This window comes from Mitsuaria chitosanitabida ATCC BAA-476 = NBRC 102408, from assembly GCF_001598255.1.
Taxonomy (GTDB): Bacteria; Pseudomonadota; Gammaproteobacteria; order Burkholderiales; family Burkholderiaceae_C; genus Roseateles; species Roseateles chitosanitabidus.
The window spans coordinates 55,416-75,092 of record NZ_BCYP01000004.1 but is presented as its reverse complement, the minus strand read 5'-3'; the positions used below and the strand labels follow the sequence as shown (position 1 = coordinate 75,092).

General features: G+C 70.6%; 16 protein-coding genes and 1 other RNA gene. 5 read left to right on the top strand and 12 right to left on the bottom strand.

Features of this window, described 5'->3' with window-relative positions; translation table 11 throughout:
- Positions 1-10: 10 nt before the first annotated feature.
- From MCHT01_RS01765 to MCHT01_RS01740, 6 genes are all read right to left on the bottom strand, one after another.
- A complete protein-coding gene (locus MCHT01_RS01765) occupies positions 11-1,519 on the bottom strand; it encodes a UDP-N-acetylmuramoyl-L-alanyl-D-glutamate--2,6-diaminopimelate ligase (protein WP_067061546.1) in 1,509 nt (502 codons plus the stop codon).
- A 16-nt stretch (positions 1,520-1,535) separates the two neighbouring features.
- The gene (locus MCHT01_RS01760) at positions 1,536-3,311 is read right to left on the bottom strand and encodes a peptidoglycan D,D-transpeptidase FtsI family protein (RefSeq protein WP_067061543.1); all 1,776 of its coding nucleotides are present in this window, start codon (positions 3,309-3,311) and stop codon (positions 1,536-1,538) included.
- Positions 3,308-3,625 carry a cell division protein FtsL gene (ftsL, locus tag MCHT01_RS01755; protein WP_245643131.1) on the bottom strand — a complete coding sequence of 106 codons (318 nt, stop codon included), beginning with the start codon at positions 3,623-3,625 and terminating at the stop codon, positions 3,308-3,310. The genes MCHT01_RS01760 and ftsL overlap by 4 nt, the downstream gene beginning before the upstream one ends.
- On the bottom strand, positions 3,622-4,632 hold the full coding sequence (gene rsmH, locus MCHT01_RS01750; protein WP_067061540.1) for a 16S rRNA (cytosine(1402)-N(4))-methyltransferase RsmH: 1,011 nt from the start codon (positions 4,630-4,632) through the stop codon (positions 3,622-3,624). The genes ftsL and rsmH overlap by 4 nt, the downstream gene beginning before the upstream one ends.
- 5 nt (positions 4,633-4,637) lie before the next feature.
- Entirely contained in the window at positions 4,638-5,066 is a 429-nt protein-coding gene (mraZ, locus tag MCHT01_RS01745; protein WP_067061537.1) for a division/cell wall cluster transcriptional repressor MraZ, read from the bottom strand.
- A 354-nt stretch (positions 5,067-5,420) separates the two neighbouring features.
- The gene (locus tag MCHT01_RS01740) at positions 5,421-6,563 is read right to left on the bottom strand and encodes an MBL fold metallo-hydrolase (RefSeq protein WP_084451669.1); all 1,143 of its coding nucleotides are present in this window, start codon (positions 6,561-6,563) and stop codon (positions 5,421-5,423) included.
- 263 nt (positions 6,564-6,826) lie between these two features.
- Here MCHT01_RS01740 and MCHT01_RS01735 point away from each other — a divergent pair, with 263 nt between their 5' ends.
- Entirely contained in the window at positions 6,827-7,453 is a 627-nt protein-coding gene (locus MCHT01_RS01735) for a TetR/AcrR family transcriptional regulator (RefSeq protein ID WP_067061898.1), read from the top strand.
- A gap of 293 nt (positions 7,454-7,746) precedes the next feature.
- On the opposite strand, the gene MCHT01_RS27795 is transcribed toward MCHT01_RS01735, so the two are convergent.
- The 3 genes from MCHT01_RS27795 to MCHT01_RS01720 all read right to left on the bottom strand — a co-directional run bounded on the left by MCHT01_RS27795 (position 7,747) and on the right by MCHT01_RS01720 (position 12,130).
- Positions 7,747-9,570 (bottom strand): methyl-accepting chemotaxis protein, encoded by a 1,824-nt coding sequence (locus MCHT01_RS27795; RefSeq protein WP_148661341.1) that lies wholly within the window; start codon positions 9,568-9,570, stop codon positions 7,747-7,749.
- A gap of 236 nt (positions 9,571-9,806) precedes the next feature.
- Positions 9,807-10,769: a carbonic anhydrase gene (locus MCHT01_RS01725; protein ID WP_084451603.1), complete on the bottom strand. Its 963-nt coding sequence runs from the start codon at positions 10,767-10,769 to the stop codon at positions 9,807-9,809.
- Positions 10,770-10,912: 143 nt separating this feature from the next.
- Entirely contained in the window at positions 10,913-12,130 is a 1,218-nt protein-coding gene (locus tag MCHT01_RS01720) for a multidrug effflux MFS transporter (RefSeq protein ID WP_067061535.1), read from the bottom strand.
- Positions 12,131-12,284: 154 nt separating this feature from the next.
- Here MCHT01_RS01720 and MCHT01_RS25950 point away from each other — a divergent pair, with 154 nt between their 5' ends.
- The 4 genes from MCHT01_RS25950 to MCHT01_RS01700 all read left to right on the top strand — a co-directional run bounded on the left by MCHT01_RS25950 (position 12,285) and on the right by MCHT01_RS01700 (position 15,528).
- A complete protein-coding gene (locus MCHT01_RS25950; RefSeq protein WP_169806080.1) occupies positions 12,285-13,259 on the top strand; it encodes a Gfo/Idh/MocA family protein in 975 nt (324 codons plus the stop codon).
- Between the two features lie 44 nt (positions 13,260-13,303).
- An RNA gene (rnpB, locus tag MCHT01_RS01710) (RNase P RNA component class A) lies at positions 13,304-13,639 on the top strand.
- A 92-nt stretch (positions 13,640-13,731) separates the two neighbouring features.
- Positions 13,732-14,202: a GNAT family N-acetyltransferase gene (locus MCHT01_RS01705; protein ID WP_067061529.1), complete on the top strand. Its 471-nt coding sequence runs from the start codon at positions 13,732-13,734 to the stop codon at positions 14,200-14,202.
- Positions 14,203-14,418: 216 nt separating this feature from the next.
- Entirely contained in the window at positions 14,419-15,528 is a 1,110-nt protein-coding gene (locus MCHT01_RS01700; protein WP_067061526.1) for an acyltransferase family protein, read from the top strand.
- Positions 15,529-15,580: 52 nt separating this feature from the next.
- Here the strand turns inward: MCHT01_RS01700 and MCHT01_RS01695 are convergent, their stop codons facing one another.
- The 3 genes from MCHT01_RS01695 to MCHT01_RS01685 all read right to left on the bottom strand — a co-directional run bounded on the left by MCHT01_RS01695 (position 15,581) and on the right by MCHT01_RS01685 (position 19,429).
- Positions 15,581-16,579, bottom strand: coding sequence for an FHA domain-containing protein (locus MCHT01_RS01695; protein ID WP_067061524.1), 999 nt, complete (start codon positions 16,577-16,579; stop codon positions 15,581-15,583).
- On the bottom strand, positions 16,567-18,099 hold the full coding sequence (locus tag MCHT01_RS01690; RefSeq protein WP_169806079.1) for a S1 family peptidase: 1,533 nt from the start codon (positions 18,097-18,099) through the stop codon (positions 16,567-16,569). The genes MCHT01_RS01695 and MCHT01_RS01690 overlap by 13 nt, the downstream gene beginning before the upstream one ends.
- Positions 18,100-18,208: 109 nt before the next feature.
- Positions 18,209-19,429, bottom strand: a complete 1,221-nt coding sequence (locus tag MCHT01_RS01685; protein ID WP_067061521.1) for a cyanophycinase — start codon at positions 19,427-19,429, stop codon at positions 18,209-18,211.
- Positions 19,430-19,677: the final 248 nt, after the last annotated feature.

The following is a 19,677-nucleotide window of genomic DNA, read 5'->3' as shown; positions in this document are numbered from 1 at the left end:
GTCGCGGCGCTCACAGCCCGGCCCTTTCGATCAGGGCGGCGCGCGCCGCCTGCACGTCGGAGAACGGCCGGCGCTCGCCGCCGATCTCCTGGTAGTCCTCATGGCCCTTGCCGGCGATCAGCACGACGTCGCGCGCGCCAGCCTGGTCGACCGCGCGGGCGATCGCGACAGCGCGGTCGGCCTCGACCTCGCGCTTCGCGCCGGCCGGCAGACCGGCCTCGATGTCGGCCAGGATGCGCAGCGGATCCTCGGTGCGCGGGTTGTCGCTGGTCAGCACCACATGCGCCGCGAGCTTCGCCGCGATCGCGCCCATCAGCGGACGCTTGCCCGGATCGCGATCGCCGCCGCAGCCGAAGACCACGCGCAGCTCGCCGCCACGGGCGGCGGCCAGCGGGCGCAGCGCGCTGAGCGCCTTCTCCAGCGCATCGGGGGTGTGGGCGTAGTCAACGACCAGCTGCGGCAGCTCGCGGCCGCTGCCCACGCGCTGCATGCGGCCGGGGACCGGCGTCACCAGCGCGGCGACGCGCGCGATGTCTGCCAGCGAATGTCCCAGCGCCCGCAGCCCGGCGATCACGCCCAGCAGGTTGGACACGTTGTAGTCGCCGATCAGCGTGGTGCGCACGGCCACGGTGGCGTCGCCCTCGCGCAGCGTGAACGCCAGCCCCTGCGCGTCATGGCGCAGGTCCTCGGCGCTCAGGCGCGCGTCGCGGTGGTCCAGGCCGTAGGTCCAGAGATCCAGCGCGCCGCCGGCCAGTTCCGCCGCCAGCTCGGCGCCCTTGGCGTCGTCCAGGTTCAGCACGGCGGCCTGCAGGCCGTCCCAGCCGAAGAGCTTGCGCTTGGCGGCCCAGTAGGTCGCCATGTCGCCGTGATAGTCCAGGTGGTCCTGGGTGAAGTTGGTCAGCAGCGCGACCTTCACCCGCGTGCCGGTCAAGCGGTGCTCCTCGATGCCGATCGAGGACGCCTCGATCGCGCAGGCCGAGAAGCCGTCGTCGACCATGTGCTTGAAGGCCTCCTGCAGACGCACCGGATCGGGCGTGGTCAGGCCGGTGGCCTCGATGGACGCGGTGGTGGCCGCGCCGGGCACCGGCGGCTGGCCCACGCCCAGCGTGCCGATCACGCCGCAGCGCGCGCCCAGCAGCGTCAGCGCCTGCGCGATCCACCAGGCGCTGGAGGTCTTGCCGTTGGTGCCCGTCACCGCCAGCACGTCCAGGCGCGCGCTGGGCTCGCCGTAGAACGCCGAGGCGATGCGGCCGCAGTTGGCCTTGAGGTCGGGCAGCGAGGCGATGCGCGCGTCGGTGAAGCCGTACTCGGCCGCGCCGGCATCCTCGACCAGCGAGGTCGCCGCGCCGGCCTGCAGCGCGCCGGCCACGAACTGGCGCGCGTCCTTTGCATAGCCGGGCCACGCGATGAAGGCGTCGCCGGGACCGACGCGGCGGCTGTCGGTGCGCAGCTGGCCGCTCGGCGTCCATTCGAGCAGCCAGCGGGCGGCGGCCTCGGGGGATTTCAGGTGCATCAGCATGATTCGTCGTGCCCGCTCAGAAACTCTCGTCCACGGCCTGCAGCTTCTGCTGCGCCAGGATCTGCGGCTTGACGTCCAGGTCGGCCGGCTCGCCCAGCAGGCGCAGTGTCTGCGCCACGACCTGGCTGAACACCGGACCTGCGACCGCGCCGCCGAAGTACTGGCCGTTCTTCGGCTCGTCGACCATCACCGCCACGATGATGCGCGGCCTGGAAATCGGTGCGATGCCCACGAACCAGGAACGGTATTTGTGGCTCGCGTAGCCCTTGCCTTCCTGCTTGTGCGCGGTGCCGGACTTGCCACCCACGCTGTAGCCCGGAACCATGGCTTGAGGGGCCGTGCCGCCGGGGCCGGCCGCCATCTGCAACATCACCCGGATCTCCGCGGCGGTCTTGGGGCTGAACACCTGAATGCCGGAGACCGGCTGGTCGGCCGGTCGCTTGGTCATGGTGATGGGGATGATGTCGCCGTTGCGCGCGAACACGGTGTAGGCGCGCGCCAGCTGCAGCAGCGACGCGGACAGGCCGTAGCCGTAGCTCATCGTCGCCTGCTCGATCGGGCGCCAGCTCTTCCACGGGCGCAGCTTGCCGGTCACCGCGCCGGGGAAGTCGATCTGCGGCCGCTGGCCCAGACCGATGGCGGTGAACATCTCGTGCATCTCGCGCGGCTGCATCATCAGCGCCATGCGGGCGGCGCCGATGTTGCTGGATTTCTGGATCACCTGCTGCACCGTCAGGTCGCCGTGCGGGTGCGAGTCCGTCGGGGACCAGCCCGAGATCACCACGCTGCGCGGCCCGGTGCTGAGCAGCGTGTCGGGACGGACGCGGCCGGTCTCCAGCGCGAGGCCCGTCGTGAAGGGCTTCATCGTCGAGCCGGGCTCGAAGACGTCGGTCAGCGCGCGGTTGCGCAGCTGCTCGCCGGACAGGTTCTGGCGGTGGCCGGGGTCGTAGCTGGGGTAGTTCGCGAGCGCCAGCACCTCGCCGGTGTGGGCGTCCAGCACCACGACCGAGCCGGCCTTGGCGTTGTTCTCGGCCACGGCGTCACGCACGCGCTGGTAGGCGAAGAACTGGACCTTGGCGTCGATCGAGAGCTCGATGTCCTTGCCGTTGGCGGCGGGCACGCGCTCGCCCATGTCCTCGACGACGCGGCCCAGCCGGTCACGCACCACCGCGCGCGAGCCGTCGCGACCCTGCAGGTCCTTCTGGAACGCGAGCTCGATGCCTTCCTGGCCCTGCTCCTCCAGATTCGTGAAGCCGACGATGTGCGCCGAGGCCTCGCCTTCCGGATACTGGCGCTTGTACTCGCGGTCCTGGAACACGCCCTTCAGGCCGAGTTCCTTGATCTTGGCGGCGGTCTGATCGTCGGCCTGACGGCGCAGGAAGACGAAGCGGTTGGACGGGTCCAGGCGCTTGTCGAGCTCGGCCGGGCTCAGGTCCAGCAGCTTGGCGAGCTGACGGCGCTTGTCCGGGTCGGTGTCGACCTCTTTCGGGAAGGCCCAGATCGACGGGACCGCGACGCTGGCGGCCAGCACCTGGCCGTTGCGGTCGCTGATCTTGCCGCGGCTCGCGGGCAGCTCCATCTTGTGGGCGTAGCGGGCCTCGCCCTGGCGCTGGAAGAAGTCCTCGCCGATGAGCTGGATGTAGGCGGCGCGCGCCAGCAGGCCGGTGAAGGCCAGCCCCACCAGCGCGACCAGGAAGCGCGAACGCCACGGGGGTGTCTTGGACGCGAGCAGCGGGCTGCTCGAGTAGCTGACGCTGCGCGTGTTGGCGTTGCGGGCGCGCTTGCCGATCATCGGGTGGCTCCCTGCGCGCGGGCGCCGCGCGGGGCGCTGGCGACCAGTGCCGGCGCGTCCGGGTTGTAGGTGATGGCGGGCGTGATCGGGCGCATCTTCAGGCGCTCGCGGGCGACCTGCTCCACGCGCAGGTTGGTCGCCTGGGCCTGGCGGTCAGCCAGCAGCTTCTGGTAGTCGGCGTCGAGCCGGCGGCCCTCGGTCTGCGAGCGGTCCAGCTCGGTGAAGAGCCGGCGCGCGTCGTAGGCGCTGCGGACCATGTAGATGCCGGAGACCATCACCGCGACGATCAGCAGCAGGTTCAGGCGGCCGATCATCGACGGCCTCCCTTCTTCTGCTTGCCGGTGGGCTCGGGCGTCGGGGCGGGGATCGGCGCGTCGGTGCGCTCGGCCACGCGCAGGATGGCGGAGCGGGCGCGCGGGTTGGCCTCGACCTCGGCCTCGCTGGGCTTGATGCGCGCGATCGCCCGCAGCGGCGTGGGCTGCGGCGCGGCGAACGGGGCGCGGCGGTCGAAGACTTCCTTGCTGTGCTGGGCGATGAAGGTCTTGACGATGCGGTCTTCCAGCGAGTGGAAGCTGATCACCGCCAGGCGGCCGCCCGGCTTGAGCTTGGCCAGCGCCGCGTTCAGCCCCTGCTGGAGCTCTTCAAGCTCGGCGTTGACGAATATCCGTAGAGCCTGAAATGTGCGCGTTGAAGGGTCCTTGCCCGGCTCGCGGGTTTTGACCGCACCAGCCACGACTTGGGAAAGCTCGGCGGTTGTTCGTACAGGACGCCCGCCTTCCCGGCGAGCCACAAGCGCCTTTGCAATCGGGAGAGCAAACCGTTCTTCGCCATAGTCGCGGATCACCTGTGCGAGTTGGGACACCTCGGCGCGAGCGATGAAGTCCGCGGCGCTCTCGCCCCGCGTCGTGTCCATGCGCATGTCGAGGGGGCCGTCGAAGCGGAAGCTGAAGCCGCGCTCCGGGTTGTCGATCTGCGGACTGGAGACGCCCAGGTCCAGCAGGATGCCGTCGACCTGGTCGACGCCCAGCGCGTCGAGTTGCGCGGCCATGTCGGCGAACGCGCTGTGGCAAATGTGGAAACGCGGGTCGTCGACCCGCGTCTGTCCGGACGTCGCGGCCGCGACCGCCTCGGGGTCGCGGTCGATCGCGATCAACCGCCCCTTCTCGCCGAGCCTGGACAGCAGCAGCCGCGAATGGCCGCCGCGGCCGAAGGTGCCGTCGACATAGATGCCGTCGGGCGTCGTGAACGCGCCATCGACCGTCTCGTGCAGCAGCACGGTCGTGTGGGAGAAGGTCGGGTTGTCGGACTGCTCGGCGCTCATGTCGATCAGAAGCTGAAGTCCTGGAGCGCGGCCGGCAGCTCGGACTGCATCACGGCGGCCTCGTGGGCGGCGTAGGCCTGCGAGTCCCACAGCTCGAAGTGGCTGCCCATGCCCAGCAGCATCACGTCCTTCTGCAGGCCGGCGGCGACGCGGAGCTCCGGGGCCACCAGCACGCGGGCGGCAGCGTCGATCTCGACGTCCTGGGCGTTGCCCAGGAACACGCGCTTCCAGCCGGCGGCGGACATGGGGAGCGCGGCGACGCGGTCACGGAACTGTTCCCAGGCGGGACGGGGGAAGACCATGAGGCAGCCCTCCGGGTGCTTGGTCAGGGTCAGTTGACCCGCGCACAGGGCCTGCAGCACGTCGCGGTGCCGTGTAGGGACGGTCAAGCGCCCCTTGGCGTCCAACGCCAAGGCACTTGCCCCCTGAAACACGACATTCGCCACTTTGCCCCACCGAATTGCACTTTCTCCCACTTTAATGGCGGGTCCGCGGCCGGTCAAGGAAATTTGGCGTTTTTCCCAATCAAATCAACTACTTAGCAGCCATTCTCAAGCATTTGCGCGAAATAAAAGTCCTTGTAAATGAAGGACTTAAGAACTGCTGTGCAAGTGATGGATCAACAAATCGGCGCGTTGTACCCACCGGAAACCGGGGACGCGCTGAGCGGAATCGATACTGGATGCCCAACCAGTATCGGCGACGACGCGCAAAAGAAAAGCGGCCCGGAACTCCGGGCCGCCTGCATGCGAGGGGTCGTGGGTGATCGAGGAAGGCGGGGCCGCCGATCAGTTCGCGGACGCCGGCCGGGCCACGCCCTCGGGCACCGGGGTCGGCGACGGGGCTGCCTCGCCCTGCCACCACTGCGGCGTCGCGCCGGGTTGCTCGATCGACAGCGGCGCGCCGATCACTGGCGTCACCAGGTCCACGTTGCGCAGCCTCGCCAGCGCGGTGATGCGTTCGAACGGGTCCTGCCAGCGGTGCATCGCCAGGTCGAAGGTGCCGTTGTGGATCGGCAGCAGCCGCTGGCCCTTCAGGTCGATGTGCGCCTGCATGGTCTGCTCCGGCTGCATGTGGACATAGGGCCAGCGCGGGTCGTAGGCGCCCGTCTCCATCAACGTCAGGTCGAAGGGGCCGAGGCGCTCGCCGATGGTCTTGAAGCCGTCGAAGTAGCCGGTGTCGCCGCTGAAGAAGATCCGCAGGTCGTCGTCGACGATCACCCACGAGGCCCACAGCGTGGTGTTGCGGTCGCTCAGGCCGCGGCCGGAGAAGTGCTGCGCCGGCGTCGCGGTCAGTTGCAGGCCGGCGAGGGTCGTGCCCTGCCACCAATCGAACTGGCGCACCTTGGCCGCCGGCACGCCCCAGTCGATCAAGCGCTGCCCCACGCCCAGCGGAGTCACGAAGTGCCGCACCTTGGGCGCCAGCGCCAGCACGGTGTCGTGGTCCAGGTGGTCGTAATGGTCGTGGGACAGGATCACCGCCTCGATCTCGGGCAGTTCATCCAGGGCGATCGGGGGCGCATGGAAGCGCTTGGGGCCCATGAAGCTGAAGGGGGACGCTCGTTCGGAGAACACCGGATCCGTCAGCCAGAAGCGTCCGCGCAGCTTGAGCAGCACCGTCGAGTGGCCCAGCCGGAACAGCGTCCGGTCCGGCGCCGCGAGCAGCTGGTCGCGCGTCAGGGCGCGGACCTCGATGGGCTGATTGGGCACGGTGCCCTTGGGCTTGTTGAACATGAAGTCCCACATCAGGCCCATCGTCTTCCAGAAGCCCTGCGAGGGCTCCACCGCCGGGTTGTGGAACTTGCCGTCGTGCCATTGCGGCGATTGCTCGACGCTGGGCTGGGCGCCGGCATCGGCCGCGGCGACGGCCGCATCGGTGGCGGAAACAGTCGCCTGGTGGGCCGGCGAGGACAGGGCGCGGGAAGCGGTCATGGCGAGAACTCCCAGGATCAGGACGGCCGCGACGCCGATCAGCGTCGTCAGCAGCAGCGGGTGGAGGGCGGAGCGATGGCGGGTCGGGGTCATCGGGGATCCGTCGGGCGGAAGCTGAAAACTTGCACTACACAGTGTAGTTTTCGGCGGAGTGTAGACATCCGGATCGAAAAAGTAAACTCCCCGGTGTAACATCGTCGCCCATGACTTCCGACGCCTCCGCCACCGCTCCGGCGCCCTCCCCGTCCCTCGACGATCCGGCGCTGGACACGTCGAGCGCCGACGCCCCCACGCGCCTGACCGACCGCAAGCGCCAGGCCATCGTCGACGCCGCCATCGCCGAGTTCCGCGAGCATGGCTTCGAGGTCGCCAACATGGACCGCATCGCGGCCCGGGCGCAGGTGTCCAAGCGCACCGTCTACAACCATTTCCCCGGCAAGGACGCGCTGTTCGACGCGATCCTGGAGCGGCTCTGGGCCGCCACCGAAGCCCAGGTCAAGCTGCCCTATCGGAGCGACCTCCCGCTGCGCGAGCAGCTGCTGATGCTGATCGCGCAGAAGCTCGCGATGTCCGACGATCCGCAGTTCCTGGATCTGGCGCGGGTGCTGATCGCGGAGGCCATCCATGCGCCGCAGCGGGCTCGGGACATGCTGTGCCGGCTGGGCGGACGTGAGGAAGGGCTGACGGTCTGGATCCGCGCGGCGATGGCCGACGGCCGGCTCAAGACGAGCGATCCCGCGTTCGCCGCGGCGCAGCTGCAGGCGCTGGTGAAGGGCTTCTCGTTCTGGCCGCAGATCACCATGGGCCAGCCGCCGCTGGACAAGGCCCAGCAGCGTCAGGTCGCCGAGTCGGCGGCGGACATGTTCCTCGCGTTCCACGCGGCGGACTGAGCGCGGCCCCCCCCTTGCCCGCGAGCGGGGGCAGGCACGCTCTGGCCTGCGACGGCCCTCACCCCAGCCCTCTCCCGCGCAGCGGGAGAGGGGGCGTTCCATCGCTCAGGATGTTCGATTGATGCGAGCCTCCGCGACCCTCGACCCGCGACCCGCGACCCGCGCTCGGCGCCAGAAGCCCCTCGCCCACGGAGTGGGAGAGGGGTTTGGGGTGAGGGCCGTCGAAGTCAGCGAGCCCAATGGGCCCCTCGTCCGCGGTGCGGGAGAGGGACAGCGGAGAGGCTCGTGGCAGCTCAGAGCTTGACCGGATGTCCCTGACCGCCGCTCAGGCGGAAGGTGCCGACCACCTCGGCCAGCTTCTGCGCCTGATCCTTGAGGCTCTCGGCCGCGGCGGCCGATTCCTCGACCAGCGAGGCGTTCTGCTGCGTGACCTGGTCCAACTGCGCGACCGCGACGTTGACCTGGCCGATGCCGTGGCTCTGCTCCTGGGCGGTGTTGCTGATCTCGCCGATCATCTGCGCCACGCGCTGCACGCTGCCCACGACCTCGTTCATCGTGTCGCCGGCGGCGGCCACCTGACGGGTGCCGGTCTCGACACGCTCGACGCTGGCGGTGATCAGGGTCTTGATCTCCTTGGCCGCGCCAGCCGAGCGCTGCGCCAGCGCCCGCACCTCGCCCGCCACCACCGCGAAACCGCGGCCCTGCTCGCCCGCGCGCGCCGCCTCGACGGCCGCGTTCAGCGCCAGGATGTTGGTCTGGAAGGCAATGCCGTCGATCACGCCGATGATGTCGCCGATCTGGCGCGAACTGGCGCTGATGTCCTGCATGGTCGACACCACCTGGCCCATCGCCGCGCCGCCCTGCCCGGCCACGCGGCTGGCGCTGTCGGCCAGCTGGCGCGCCTGGTCGGCGTTGGCGGCGCTGTTGGCCACCGTGCTGTTGAGCTCCTCCATCGAGCTGGCCGTCTCCTGCAGGTTGCTGGCCGTCTCCTCGGTGCGCTGGCTCAGGTCCTGGTTGCCGGCCGCGATCTGGCGCGAGGCCACCGCGATGGACTGGCTGGTCTCGCGGACCTGCAGCATCACCTGCTCGATCTTGTGGACGAAGGCGTTGAAGCCGCTCGAGATCTCGGCCAGCTCGTCCTCGCCACGCACCTCCAGGCGCTGGCTGAGGTCGCCCGCGCCGGCGCCGATGTCGTTCATCGCGCGCTTGATGCCGGCCAGGCCGCGCAGCAGCGCGCCCACCGCGGCGGCGGCGATCAGCGCCGCCACCACCGTCACCAGCACCATCGTCACGCCAGCGTTGCGCAGCACGCTGGAGAGCGCAGCCAGCGCCTCGTTGCGCTCGGCGGCGACGACCAGCACCCAGTCGGTGCCCGGCACGTCTACGGCCTTCAGGAAGAAGCGGTCGTCGCCGATGTCGGCGGGGGTCAGGTCATTGCCGTGGGCGGCCGAGATCAGCGCGCCGTCCAGCGCCGCCGACAGGTCCTTGACCGGTTTGAGCGTCAGCGCCGCGTCCGGATGGGCGATGACCTTGCCGTCCTTGTCCAACAGCATGGCGAAGCCGTGCTCGGTCGGCTTGATGGCCTTCATCGTGGCGACGATGTCGTCCAGCGGCACGTCGGTGCCGGTGACCGCCTTGACCTGGCCACCCGCGCGCACGGCGCTGGCGAAGGTCACGACCAGCTTCTTGCTGGAGGCCGCGACATAGGGCGCGGTGATGATCGGCTGGTCGCTGCCGGAAGCGGCCTTGAACCAGCCGCGGCCGGTCGGGTCGTAGTCCGACGGGCGCTGGCGATCGGGGATGGAGATCATCCGCTTGTCGGCCGAGCCCACGTAGGCCAGGTCCAGGCGGCCCGACTGCTGCGCCTGGGCCAGCGCGGGGCGCGGGTCCTCGAGCAGCGCGGACGGCGCCATCGCGGCGACCACGTCCTTCTGCGTCCGCACCCAGGCGGCGATGCCGCCGGCATGGGCCGCGGCCAGGTCGTTCAGTTGCGCCTGCACCTGGCGGTGGGCATGGTCCCGGACCGCCCAGTAGCTGGCGAAGGTGGCGAGCGCCACGGCCCCCACCACGATGAGGATGCTGATGGCGATGAGGCGCGACTTGATGGTCTTCAACACGGCGGAGATTCCTGGAAGGGAGACGCCGCGGCCGTCAAGGAGCAAGACGATCAGGGCTTGATCGAACTCAAGCCCGGGACGCGGCGCGCGAATTGTGCGCGTAGCGCCGTGCTGATCCGAGGGTTTCCCCGCAGAAGAACGACGCCCCCGTGACGATCGTCACGGGGGCGTCATGGTGGGGATTCAGTGCGCCGGCAGGATCGTGGCGTAGTGCCTGCGCCGCGGGCCGTCGCCGCTCAGAATGATTCCTTGATCAGGCGGCCCGTCTGCGCCTGCAAGGGGCGGGCGTTCATCGGGTAGAGCCGCGAGAACACCGTGATCTGCTGCGAGGACACCGGCACCGGCTGGCGGAAGACCAGCCACAGCACGCCCTCGCTGCACGGCGGCGTGGTCATCGAGCCCATGTAGGAGAAGTAGCCCCGCTCCTTGGGCAACAGGTTGCCGAGGTCGATCGGGACCGGCGCCTCGTAGGCGTCGCCGCGTTCCAGCGGCAGGTAGTTCCAGACCGTCTGGACCAGCGGCTGGTCCTGGCCTCGCTCCAGCAGCACCGCGATGGTGGCGAGCCGCCCCTCCGCGTCCTGGTGAACCAGGTGGACGGACATGTCGAACTGGCGGCCGTTGATGCGTTCCTCGCTGGGCCGGTGGAAGTGGAACTGCACCAGCTCGTAGCGGCGGCCCATGATCTGGATCGAGTTGCCCGGCGCGACGTTCACCTGGATGGTGTGCCCGTTGTCGACGACCGAGAAGTTGCTCGGCTTGTAGTCGAACTGGATCTTCTCCTGGTCGACCTTGATGGTGTCGCGCAGGTCGATGGGGCTCTGCCGGGTGCCGATCGCGCACTGGCGGAACTCGGGCTGCAACTGGCCCCACCGGTCCGGCGCGCCCTCCCCCGTGTACCCCCACGGGATGGAGGACCTCGGCGCCGAGGCGGCCATCCCCGCCTTGGCCGCGGCCTTGCGGGCGCGAAGATCGACGGGGTTGCTGGTCTTGATGTCGGCAGGCGCCTTCTTCGCGTTCAGCTTCAGCGAGCCCGCATCGTCCTTGAGACGCTCGGCCAGGCGGTCGCGCAGTTGCTCGGTCGAGGCTTCCTCGGCCTTCGCGGGCGGCGCGTCGGCGGCCGAGGCGGCCTGGGCCGCGCTCAGCAGGGACAGGATCAGGGCGGCCGACAGCAGGCGGGCCGGGCCGAGGCGGTGGGACATGGACGAGCTCGGTTGAAAACGCTGCCCTTGATTTCGGAGCCTGGCCGCGCTTCTTGAGGTCGAGGCCCCGGCCGGCCACCCGGGCAGCCTCGGGAGCGGGCGGACGTCACGCCCCGATCGCCCGGGCCTCGGCGAGCGAAGGCTCAGTTCGTCGGGGCGGGGATCTCGTGCTTGACCCAGGTCCAGGAGATCAGGCCGATGCACATCATCGCGGCCGAGGCAATGGCCAGCGTCAGCATCGAGTGCATCACCAGCGGCACCAGCACGCCGGCCACGACGCCGTTGGCCGCGCTGCCGATGCAGGCCTGCAGCGACGAGGCCATGCCGCGGCGGTCCGGCGCCTGGTCCAGCACCAGCAGCGTCACCACCGGCACCATCAGCGCCCACCCGAAGGCGAAGCTGCTGATCAGCGGGAAGGCCCAGACCGGGCTGTGCGGCAGGGTCAGGTTGCAGACGATGTTGGCGATGGACGTGAAGCCCATGATCAGGAAGCCGCGACGGATCTGCTTGCGCGGCGTGATCTTCCCGGCCAGGCGACCGCTCAGGAAGGCGCCGCCCATGATCCCGCCGATGCTGAACAGGAAGAACCAGAAGAACTGCGTGGGGGCCAGGCCCAGGTGCTCGCCCAGGAAGACCGGGGCCGAGAGCACGTACAGGAACATGCCGTTGAACGGGATGCCGCTGGCCAGCGCCAGCAGCAGGAAGCGCCGGCTGCCCACCAGGCTGCCGTAGCCGCGCATCAGCGAGCCCACCTGGAAGGGCTGCTTGTGGTCCTTGTGCAGGGTCTCCGGCATCAGCCGCCAGGTCATGAGGAACAGCAGCGCGCCCACCAGCACCAGGAACCAGAAGATCGCGTGCCAGTCCGCGTGCACGTAGAGGAAGCCGCCGATCATCGGCGCGATGGCCGGGGCCAGGCCGAAGAAGATCGTGACCTGCGACATCACCCGCTGCGCCTCGGAGGGCGGGAACATGTCGCGGATGATGGCGCGCGAGACCACCACCCCGGCGCCGGCCGACAGGCCCTGCACCGTGCGCCAGAACACCAGCTGACCAATGCTGCCCGCCAGCGCGCAGCCCATCGACGAGAGCGCGAACACGGCCATGCCCCACAGCACCACCGGACGCCGGCCGAAGCTGTCCGAGAGCGCGCCGTGGAAGAGGTTCATCACCGCGAAGCCGAACAGGTAGCCCGACAGCGTCTGCTGCATCTGCACCGGCGTGGCGTCCAGCGCCTTGGCGATGCCGGCGAAGGCCGGGATGTAGGTGTCGATGGAGAACGGCCCCACCGTGGCCAGGGCGGCCAGCAGGATGGCGAGGGCCCAGCGCGGCGCGCGCCAGAGTTGGCTGGCTTCGGGATTCATGCGGGCGGAAGTCCGGTGCGTGGGGAAGGCATGCGCGGGATTGCGTGCGAGGGTCGCCCCGGCACCGGCATTGCCGGGAGTCGGAGGTCGGCAGTGTAGCGGGGGCCCCTACACTGCGACCTTTTTGCGGGCGAGGAGCAACGGCGTGCCGGGCGTGTTGAGCATTGGAGTGATCGGTCTGGGCGTGATGGGGCAGCGCATGCTGGCGCGCCTGGCTGGCCATGCGCGGCTGCGCGTGACCCGCGTGTGGGACGAGAACCCCGAGGTGCTGGCCCAGGCGCTGTCGCATTACCCGCTGCTGCGCGCGGCCACCGGGGCCGAGGCGCTGCTGCGCGAGCCCGGCCTGCACGGCGTCTACATCGCCACGCCCCCCGGCCCCCACATCACGCTGACGGAGCGCGCCTTCGACGCCGGCCTGGCCGTGCTGTGCGAGAAGCCGCTGACCACCGACTTCGACGCCGCCCACGACTGCATCGCCCGCATCGAGCGCGAGCGCCGCCGGGCGGCGGTCAACTACTCGCTGGCCTCGTCGATGGGGCTGGCCTCGCTGCAGCTGGCCTTCGGCGCGGCCTCGCGCCGCCCGCTGGGCGCGCTGCGGGACGTGCGCATCGACCTGCGCTTCGCCACCTGGCCGCGCCCCTGGCAGGCCAACGCCGGCGCCTGGCTGTCGCAGCGCGCCGAGGGCGGTTTCACCCGCGAGGTGCTGTCCCATTTCATCTTCGTGCTGCAGCGCGTGCTGGGCACCGCCGACGTGGTCAGCAGCCGCGTCGTGTATCCCGATGACGGCGTCGGCTCGGAGCTGTCGGTGGAGGCTGAACTGGTCGCCGCCGGCGTGCCGGTGCGCATCAGCGCCGGCCTGGGCGGCGAGCGCGCCGACGACAACCGCATGCTGTGGCGCGCCACCGAGGGCGAGATCGAGCTGCGCGACTGGTTCGGCGTCACGCAGCAGCGCCAGGGCGAGCGCGTCCAGAGCCTGGGCGACGCCGAGACCCTGCGCATGAACGGCATGACCGACCAGCTCAGCCACTGGGCCGCGATGCTGGAAGGCCGCTCGCACAGCCTGCCCGGCTTCGCCGAAGCCCTCGCCGTGCAGAAGACCATCGAGGCCATCCTCGCGGGCAAGACCTGACCCTCCCGGGAGACCCGGAATCGAGCGGGTAAACTCCCGCCCGTGAAGCGAGCCAGACCGCCGCTGGTGCGATCGTGGAAACACGGCACTGGAGGAAGGTCCGGACTGCATAGAGCGGCGTAGCAGCTAACGGCTGCCCGGCGAAAGCCGAGGATCAGAGCAACAGAGACGAGTCGAGGTCGGCGCAAGCCGGCTTCGGGTGAAACGGGCAATCTCTACGCGCAGCAACACCAAGTAGGCCAGCGTCGATGCGGCTCGCAGAGCTGGCGGGTAGGTGGCACCGAGCCGGGCAGTGATGCCCGGCCCAGATGAATGGCGGTCACGTGGGAACTCGAAAGAGGATCCGCGCACAGAATCCGGCCTATCGGCTCGCTTCACTCTTTCAACGTCCGCTTGCAAAGCCTTGCAAGCCGACGCCCTTGAAACGGCCCGATCGGGCCGTCCTGGGCACATCGGTTGCCACGCTGCCGGGATGATGCAGATTCAACCGCTCGATCCCCACAGCCCCGCCGCGATGTCGCTGCTGGCGCAATCCGACGCCTACATGGCCGCGCTCTATCCGGGCGAGAGCAACCATCTGCTGGGTCCCCAGGCGCTGGCCGAGCCCCAGGTGCGCTTCGTCGGCATCTGGCTGGCGGAATGGCTGGCCGCCTGCGGCGCGGTCCAGGTCGTCGACGGCCATGACGAGCCCTATGGCGAGATCAAGCGCATCTTCGTCCAGCCGCAGTTCCGCGGCCGTGGGCTGTCCAAGGCGGTGATGGAGGACCTGGAGTCCCACCTCAAGGCACAGGGCATCGCGCTGGTGCGACTGGAGACCGGCGTGCACCAGCCCGAAGCCCTCAAGCTCTACGAGACCCTGGGCTACGACCGCCGCGCGCCCTTCGGCGCCTACACGGAAGACCCCTTGTCCGTGTTCATGGAAAAGCGGCTCTCCGCCGCCTGACGGGTCCCCCGCACGGCCCGCGCGCGGCGGACGCACCGCGCACAAGCGCACGCTTTGGGCCCGCGCGACGCTTGCCTGCGGCGCGCGCCCAACGATCGCCCCCTTGACCCAGGGGTCGCGGACCTGTTGCCAGGATGTGAACGAATGTAACTTCGCGGCTTTCGTCGGCTCGGCCTGTTCGCGATGCGATCAGCGGGTCCGCCTGGAATCCGCTCGATGCCCTCGTCGCCCTCCCCGTCCTCGAAGCTCTCGTCCCTGGAAGCCGTGCGCGCCGTCGCCGCGCTGCTGGTCGTGCTGATGCACGCGACGCACCTGATGCGAGTGCCGCAGTTCTCCGGCCATGTGGGCCTGGGCGGGATCTTCGACTTCGGCTACGTCGGGGTGGATGTCTTCTTCGTCCTGAGCGGCTTCATCATCACCTACGTCCACCACGCCGAGCTGGGCGCCGGGGCGGGCCACTGGCGCGACTTCCTGTGGAAACGCTTCGTGCGCGTCTTCCCGATCTACTGGCTGGTGCTGGCGCTGAGCGTGCTGCCCTCGCTGCTCGCGCGTCTGGCGGGCGGTCGCCGGCCGCTGCTGGACATCGGCCTGGACGCCGTCCCCGGCACGGTGCTGCTGTGGATCGGCGGCGGGCTGCCGGAGTACGTCGGCGTGGCCTGGTCGCTGCAGTTCGAGGTCCTGTTCTACCTGAGCTTCTGCGCGATGCTGCTGCACGTGGGCTTCGGCCTGGCGCTGTACGCGGCGTGGGCGGCGCTGTCCGTCTCGCAGGCCTTCGGCGGACTGCCCGGCCCCATGCCGCTGAGCCTGAGCGATCCGGTCTGCCTGGAGTTCCTGATGGGCGTCCTCGCCGGCCTGCTGGCGCGCCGGGTCTCCCTGCCGCTGCTGCGCGGCCAGGGCCTGATGGTGGCGGCGGCGCTGGTCGCGGCCATCCTCTACGAACGCCTGGGCCCGCAGGGCGCGCATGCCTTCGGCGGCCGCGTCGCGCTGGGCCTGGCCGCCGCGGCGCTCATCCTCACCCTGGTGGCCTGGGAGCGCCGCCGGCCCGTGCGCGTGCCGCGCCCGCTGGCGGCCTTGGGGGCGACCTCGTACTCGCTGTACCTCAGCCACTGCCTGCTGATCAACATCGCGCTGGCCGCGCTGGTGAAGGTCGGCCTGTACCGCGTGCTGCCCGAGGCGGTGCTGTTCCTCGTCGCGATGGCCGTGGCCGTCCTGGGCGGCTGGGCGCTCGGCCGCTGGGTGGAGTTGCCGGTGGTCGCCTGGCTGCGTCGACGCTACGCCGCGCTGGTGCCCGCACGCATCGCGCCGCGAGGCGCGACGCCCGCCTGAGCGGGCCTCGGGCGAAACGGGATCGCGGGGGCGGTCGCCCGCCGCGGCCGCGTCACTCGTCGTCGCCGGTGCCGCCTTCCTGGTCGTTGCGCTTCTTCGCCTGGCGCAGCAGCGGCGCCTCCAGCGACTGCAGGCCGTCGACGAAGGCGTCGACCGGCTCGGGCGAGGCGATCCGCAGCGCCGGCGGCGGCAGCGTCGCCATGTAGCTCGGGCCGATCCAGTACTGCTGCTCGGTGCGCCGGCCGACGGTCAGCACCAGGCCGACGATGGCCATCGTGGCGATGCCCACGCCCAGCCGCCGCGACGCGCGCGGCCACACCACCGACGCGTGCCACCACAGCAGCAGCGCGGCGCCGGCCGACATGGCCAGCGTCTCCAGCGCCTGCAGGCGCGGCAGGTTGACCATGTAGGCCAGCACCGGGACGGCGACCTCCAGCACCTGCAGCGCGACCGTCGCGACCAGCGCCCGCCACAGGTGCGCGCCGAAGGCGAACCAGTGCCGGAACAGCTGCGTCACCAGCGCCCACAGCGCCGCCCACACCAGCACGATGCCCAGCGGCGCCAGGATCGCGCTGACGCTGTCGACCCAGGACCCCGTGCCGTCGCCGGTCGCCCAGTTGGTCGCCCACAGCGTCAGCAGCCACACCGCCAGCAGCGCCGGCAAGGCCCAGTGCGGGCGCGCCTCGCGGCGTACCGGCTCGTCGGCGCGGGTCATGGGCTGCTCGTCGGGCAGCGGGTCCAGCGAGGTCCGCAGCCGCAGCCGCGTCGTGCCCAGCTGCAGCGCCGCGTCCGACGGCCAGGCGACGCTCGCTTCCGCGTCCAGCCGCCGCCCGTCGAGCCAGCCGCCGTTGCGGCTGGGCAGCAGCTGCAGGCGGGGCGCGCCACCGTCGGCCTCGTCCCAGTGCAGCAACGCGTGCGTGCCGGCGACGTGCGCATCGGACAGCACCAGGTCGCATGCCGGCGCGCGGCCGATGCGCAGCGGCCAGGCGTGGATCTTGTGGGTCTCGCGGCAGTGGCCGTCCCGGTCGAGGATCTCGATCACCGCGTCCATGCGAATCCTTGCAGGTAGTGGCGGGTCAGCTGGGTCGCGTTGGCGAAGCTGACGCCGCGGGCCTCGAAGCGGCCCAGCGCGCCCTCGGTGGCCGAGTCCACGTTGGTCACCAGCACCGTCAGGTCGACGAGGCCGTCGAGCTTGCGGTACGCGCGCAGGCAGGCCACGGCGCGCAGCGGCGGGCCGTCGGACTGCTGGACGAAGTTCTCCTTGCAGTAGGGCGCGGTGCGGTCCTTGTCGGCGGCGCCGAGGCGCTCGTTGCGGAAGCTGGCCGAGTACACGGTCGAGAAGCGCAGCGCGCCCAGCTTGCTGCCGTCGTAGACCTCCTCGGTCACGCCGAGGTAGCCGGTCTGCAGCGTCTCGTTGATGAACAGCGCGTGCTCCATGCGGCATTGCGTGCGCTGCATCTGCAGCCCCTGCGCATCGGTCGGCGTGCCGCTGCCCCAGCAGCGCATGTACTGCTCCTGCGGGATCGGGAAGCGGTAGCGCGGATGCGTCAGCGTGCGCCAGGGCTGGGCCAGGAAGTTGCGCGACAGCTCCTCCTGGTAGGCCATCAGCTGCTCGCGCAGGCGGGGCCAGGCGGCGCCCTTCATCGGCGCGGCCTGGCGGCTGCGCTGCAGCAGCGCGTTGGCGTACTGCGCGGGCACCAGGAAGCTCATCTGCTGCGCGAAGATCATCGTGGACACGTTGATGCCGACGATCTCGCCGTCCTCGTCGATCACCGGGCCGCCGCTCATGCCGGGATTGATCGAGCCGGAGTAGTAGATCAGCGGATCGAAGCTGCGCTCGACCAGGCCGTTGTAGGTGCCCTCGACGACGGCGAAGGCCACGTCGTGCGGGTTGCCCATCGAGTAGATGCGCTCGCCCTTGGACAGCGGCTGCTCGGCCTTGCGGAACACCAGCGGCGTGGCGGTCATGCGCGCCGCGGCCGGCGACTTGCCGACGATGCGCAGCAGCGCCAGGTCACGGCGGGCGTCGAAATCCAGCAGCTCCAGGTCGCCGCCGTCACCCTCGGGCGTCTGATACTGCAGGCGATAGCGCTCGGGCTCCAGCGCATGCTGGCTGACCACGTGGTAGTTGGTGATGACGTGGCCCTCGGCGCTGACGACGAAGCCCGAGCCCACCGAGGCCTGGCTGCCGTTGAACAGCGTGCGCACCTGCAGCAGTTGCGCGCGGCTGCGGTCGTAGAGCCGGCGCGCGCTGGCCGAGACCGGCGCGTTCGCCTGGGCCTGGCTGGCCGCCGTGCCGGGCTGATCCGGCACCTGCTGCGGCAGGCCCGGCATCGGCGCGGGCGCGCCCTGCGGCCCTTGAGGGCCGGACTGCGCCGGCGGGGCGACCGGCAGGCGCGGCACGTTCGGCGTGGGGACCGCCGGGGCCGGCTTGCCGGGCACGACCGGCGCCGCGGGCGCCGAGCTGGCGGCGGCGGGCCGCGGCTGCGCCGCGACCGGCTGGCCGAGCGCCGCGATCAGCAGCAGCCCCGCCCCGGCACCGCGCGCGAGAGGAAGAAGGGATGGCGACAAGGAAGCAGACTCCCGAAACGACATGTGTGTCAGCGAGCCCTGGCAGAACCGGTGCCCGTCCAGGCCCGCGGCCCGAGGTCGCATGCTAGCGGCTTTGAGGCCGCCGCCCTCATGGCTGCTGCGGACGTTCGCCCGCGGGCGGTTCCTCGGGCGGCGCGTCGCGCTTGGGGCGGCGGTCGCCGGGCCAGGGGCCGTACAGCGGCAGCGGCATGCGCACCGGCGTGACGTCGAGGTAGAGATTGACCACGGTGTAGTCCTCGGGACCGAGCTCGTCGGTGCTCCAGCCGATGCTGCCCGGCCCCTTGTAGAGACGGAACAGGAAGCCCAGGTCGGACAGCGTGTCGCCGGGCTTGGGCTCGGCCTCGAAGCTCAGGCCGCGGACCTCGGGCTGCACGCTGTCGATCAGGATGGACATCGCCGTCGAGATGGTCGAGTCGCCCAGCATGTCCGTGTAGAACTGCGGCAGCGTGTAGTAGGGCTTGTAGTCGGCCGCGCCAGGCTCCAGGCGTTGCCCGCGCAGCTTCAGCGCCGAGGGCGTCACCGCGCGCGTGGCCAGGTTCAGCTTGTCGCCGTGGTCGAGGTAGGTCAGCTTGGCGCCCTTGAGGTTGAACACGCCCAGCGAGCGGTCGCTGACGGCCTCGCCCAGGTCCACCAGCAGCGCGCCCTTGTGGCCCAGGATCTCGACCTCGTCGCCGCGGACCACGGCGGCGGAGTTCTCGTCCACGCCCAGGCCCAGCCGGTAACCCTTGGCCAGCATCAGCGGCACCATGCGGCCGAAGCGGCCTCGCTTGAGGAAGTGCTGGTCGACGAACAGCGACGGGCCGACGAAGCCCAGCCCCCGGTCGATCTGCTTGCCCTCCTCCCACTGGCCCTTGAGGATGCTGATGACGCTGGGCGCGTCGCGGAACATCACCGTGCTCATGATGGCCGCGCCGGCCGAGGTTCCCGCGACGACGCCGCCCTTGCGGTAGACCTCCCAGATCGCGTCCAGCATGGGCGTGCTGTGCCCGCCTGGATAGAGCACGTCGACGATGCGCTCCTGCGAGCCGCCGGTGAAGAACACGCCCTTGGCCGCGCGCACCTTGGCGATCAGCGCGGGATCGCGCACCACCTTGTTCAGGTCGACCCAGGAGAAGCGCGGCGCCACCGGCAGCGCCTCGGCCACCGCGCCGCGGCGCTGCAGCTGGTCGACGATCTGCCTGGCGCTGATCTCGGGGTCCTCGGCGGCGGTCCCGAAGACGACGAAGCGCGCGCCCTTGCCGCCCGCCAGCGCGACCAGGCGGTTCCAGACCTCGTCGTTGTCGGACTTGAGCGCGCCGCCGATGGCCATCGCGTGGCCTTTTATGGGGACATCGACCGGGGGGACAGGCGTTGCCTTCGGCGCAGGCGCGGGTGGGGACGCGGGCGGGGCCGCGACGGCCAGACCCGCGCAGCACAGCAGGACAGCGCCGATCAGGCGCGGAAGACAGCGGTCGATCATCGTGTGGGCTCCTGGCAGGCAGCGCTCGACGATAGCCTCCCCCTCCCGCCGGTGCTTGACCGTAAGTCACAGCCGGTTGCATCGTCGCCACCGCGCTC

Coding starts and splice junctions, on each gene's coding strand:
- MCHT01_RS01765 (WP_067061546.1), bottom strand. CDS start 1,519: ATGCTGATGCACCTGAAATCCCCCGAGGCCGCCGCCCGCTGGCTGCTC.
- MCHT01_RS01760 (WP_067061543.1), bottom strand. CDS start 3,311: ATGATCGGCAAGCGCGCCCGCAACGCCAACACGCGCAGCGTCAGCTAC.
- ftsL (WP_245643131.1), bottom strand. CDS start 3,625: ATGATCGGCCGCCTGAACCTGCTGCTGATCGTCGCGGTGATGGTCTCC.
- rsmH (WP_067061540.1), bottom strand. CDS start 4,632: ATGAGCGCCGAGCAGTCCGACAACCCGACCTTCTCCCACACGACCGTG.
- MCHT01_RS01740 (WP_084451669.1), bottom strand. CDS start 6,563: ATGACCGCTTCCCGCGCCCTGTCCTCGCCGGCCCACCAGGCGACTGTT.
- MCHT01_RS01725 (WP_084451603.1), bottom strand. CDS start 10,769: ATGTCCCACCGCCTCGGCCCGGCCCGCCTGCTGTCGGCCGCCCTGATC.
- MCHT01_RS01720 (WP_067061535.1), bottom strand. CDS start 12,130: ATGAATCCCGAAGCCAGCCAACTCTGGCGCGCGCCGCGCTGGGCCCTC.
- MCHT01_RS01705 (WP_067061529.1), top strand. CDS start 13,732: ATGATGCAGATTCAACCGCTCGATCCCCACAGCCCCGCCGCGATGTCG.
- MCHT01_RS01700 (WP_067061526.1), top strand. CDS start 14,419: ATGCCCTCGTCGCCCTCCCCGTCCTCGAAGCTCTCGTCCCTGGAAGCC.
- MCHT01_RS01695 (WP_067061524.1), bottom strand. CDS start 16,579: ATGGACGCGGTGATCGAGATCCTCGACCGGGACGGCCACTGCCGCGAG.
- MCHT01_RS01685 (WP_067061521.1), bottom strand. CDS start 19,429: ATGGCCATCGGCGGCGCGCTCAAGTCCGACAACGACGAGGTCTGGAAC.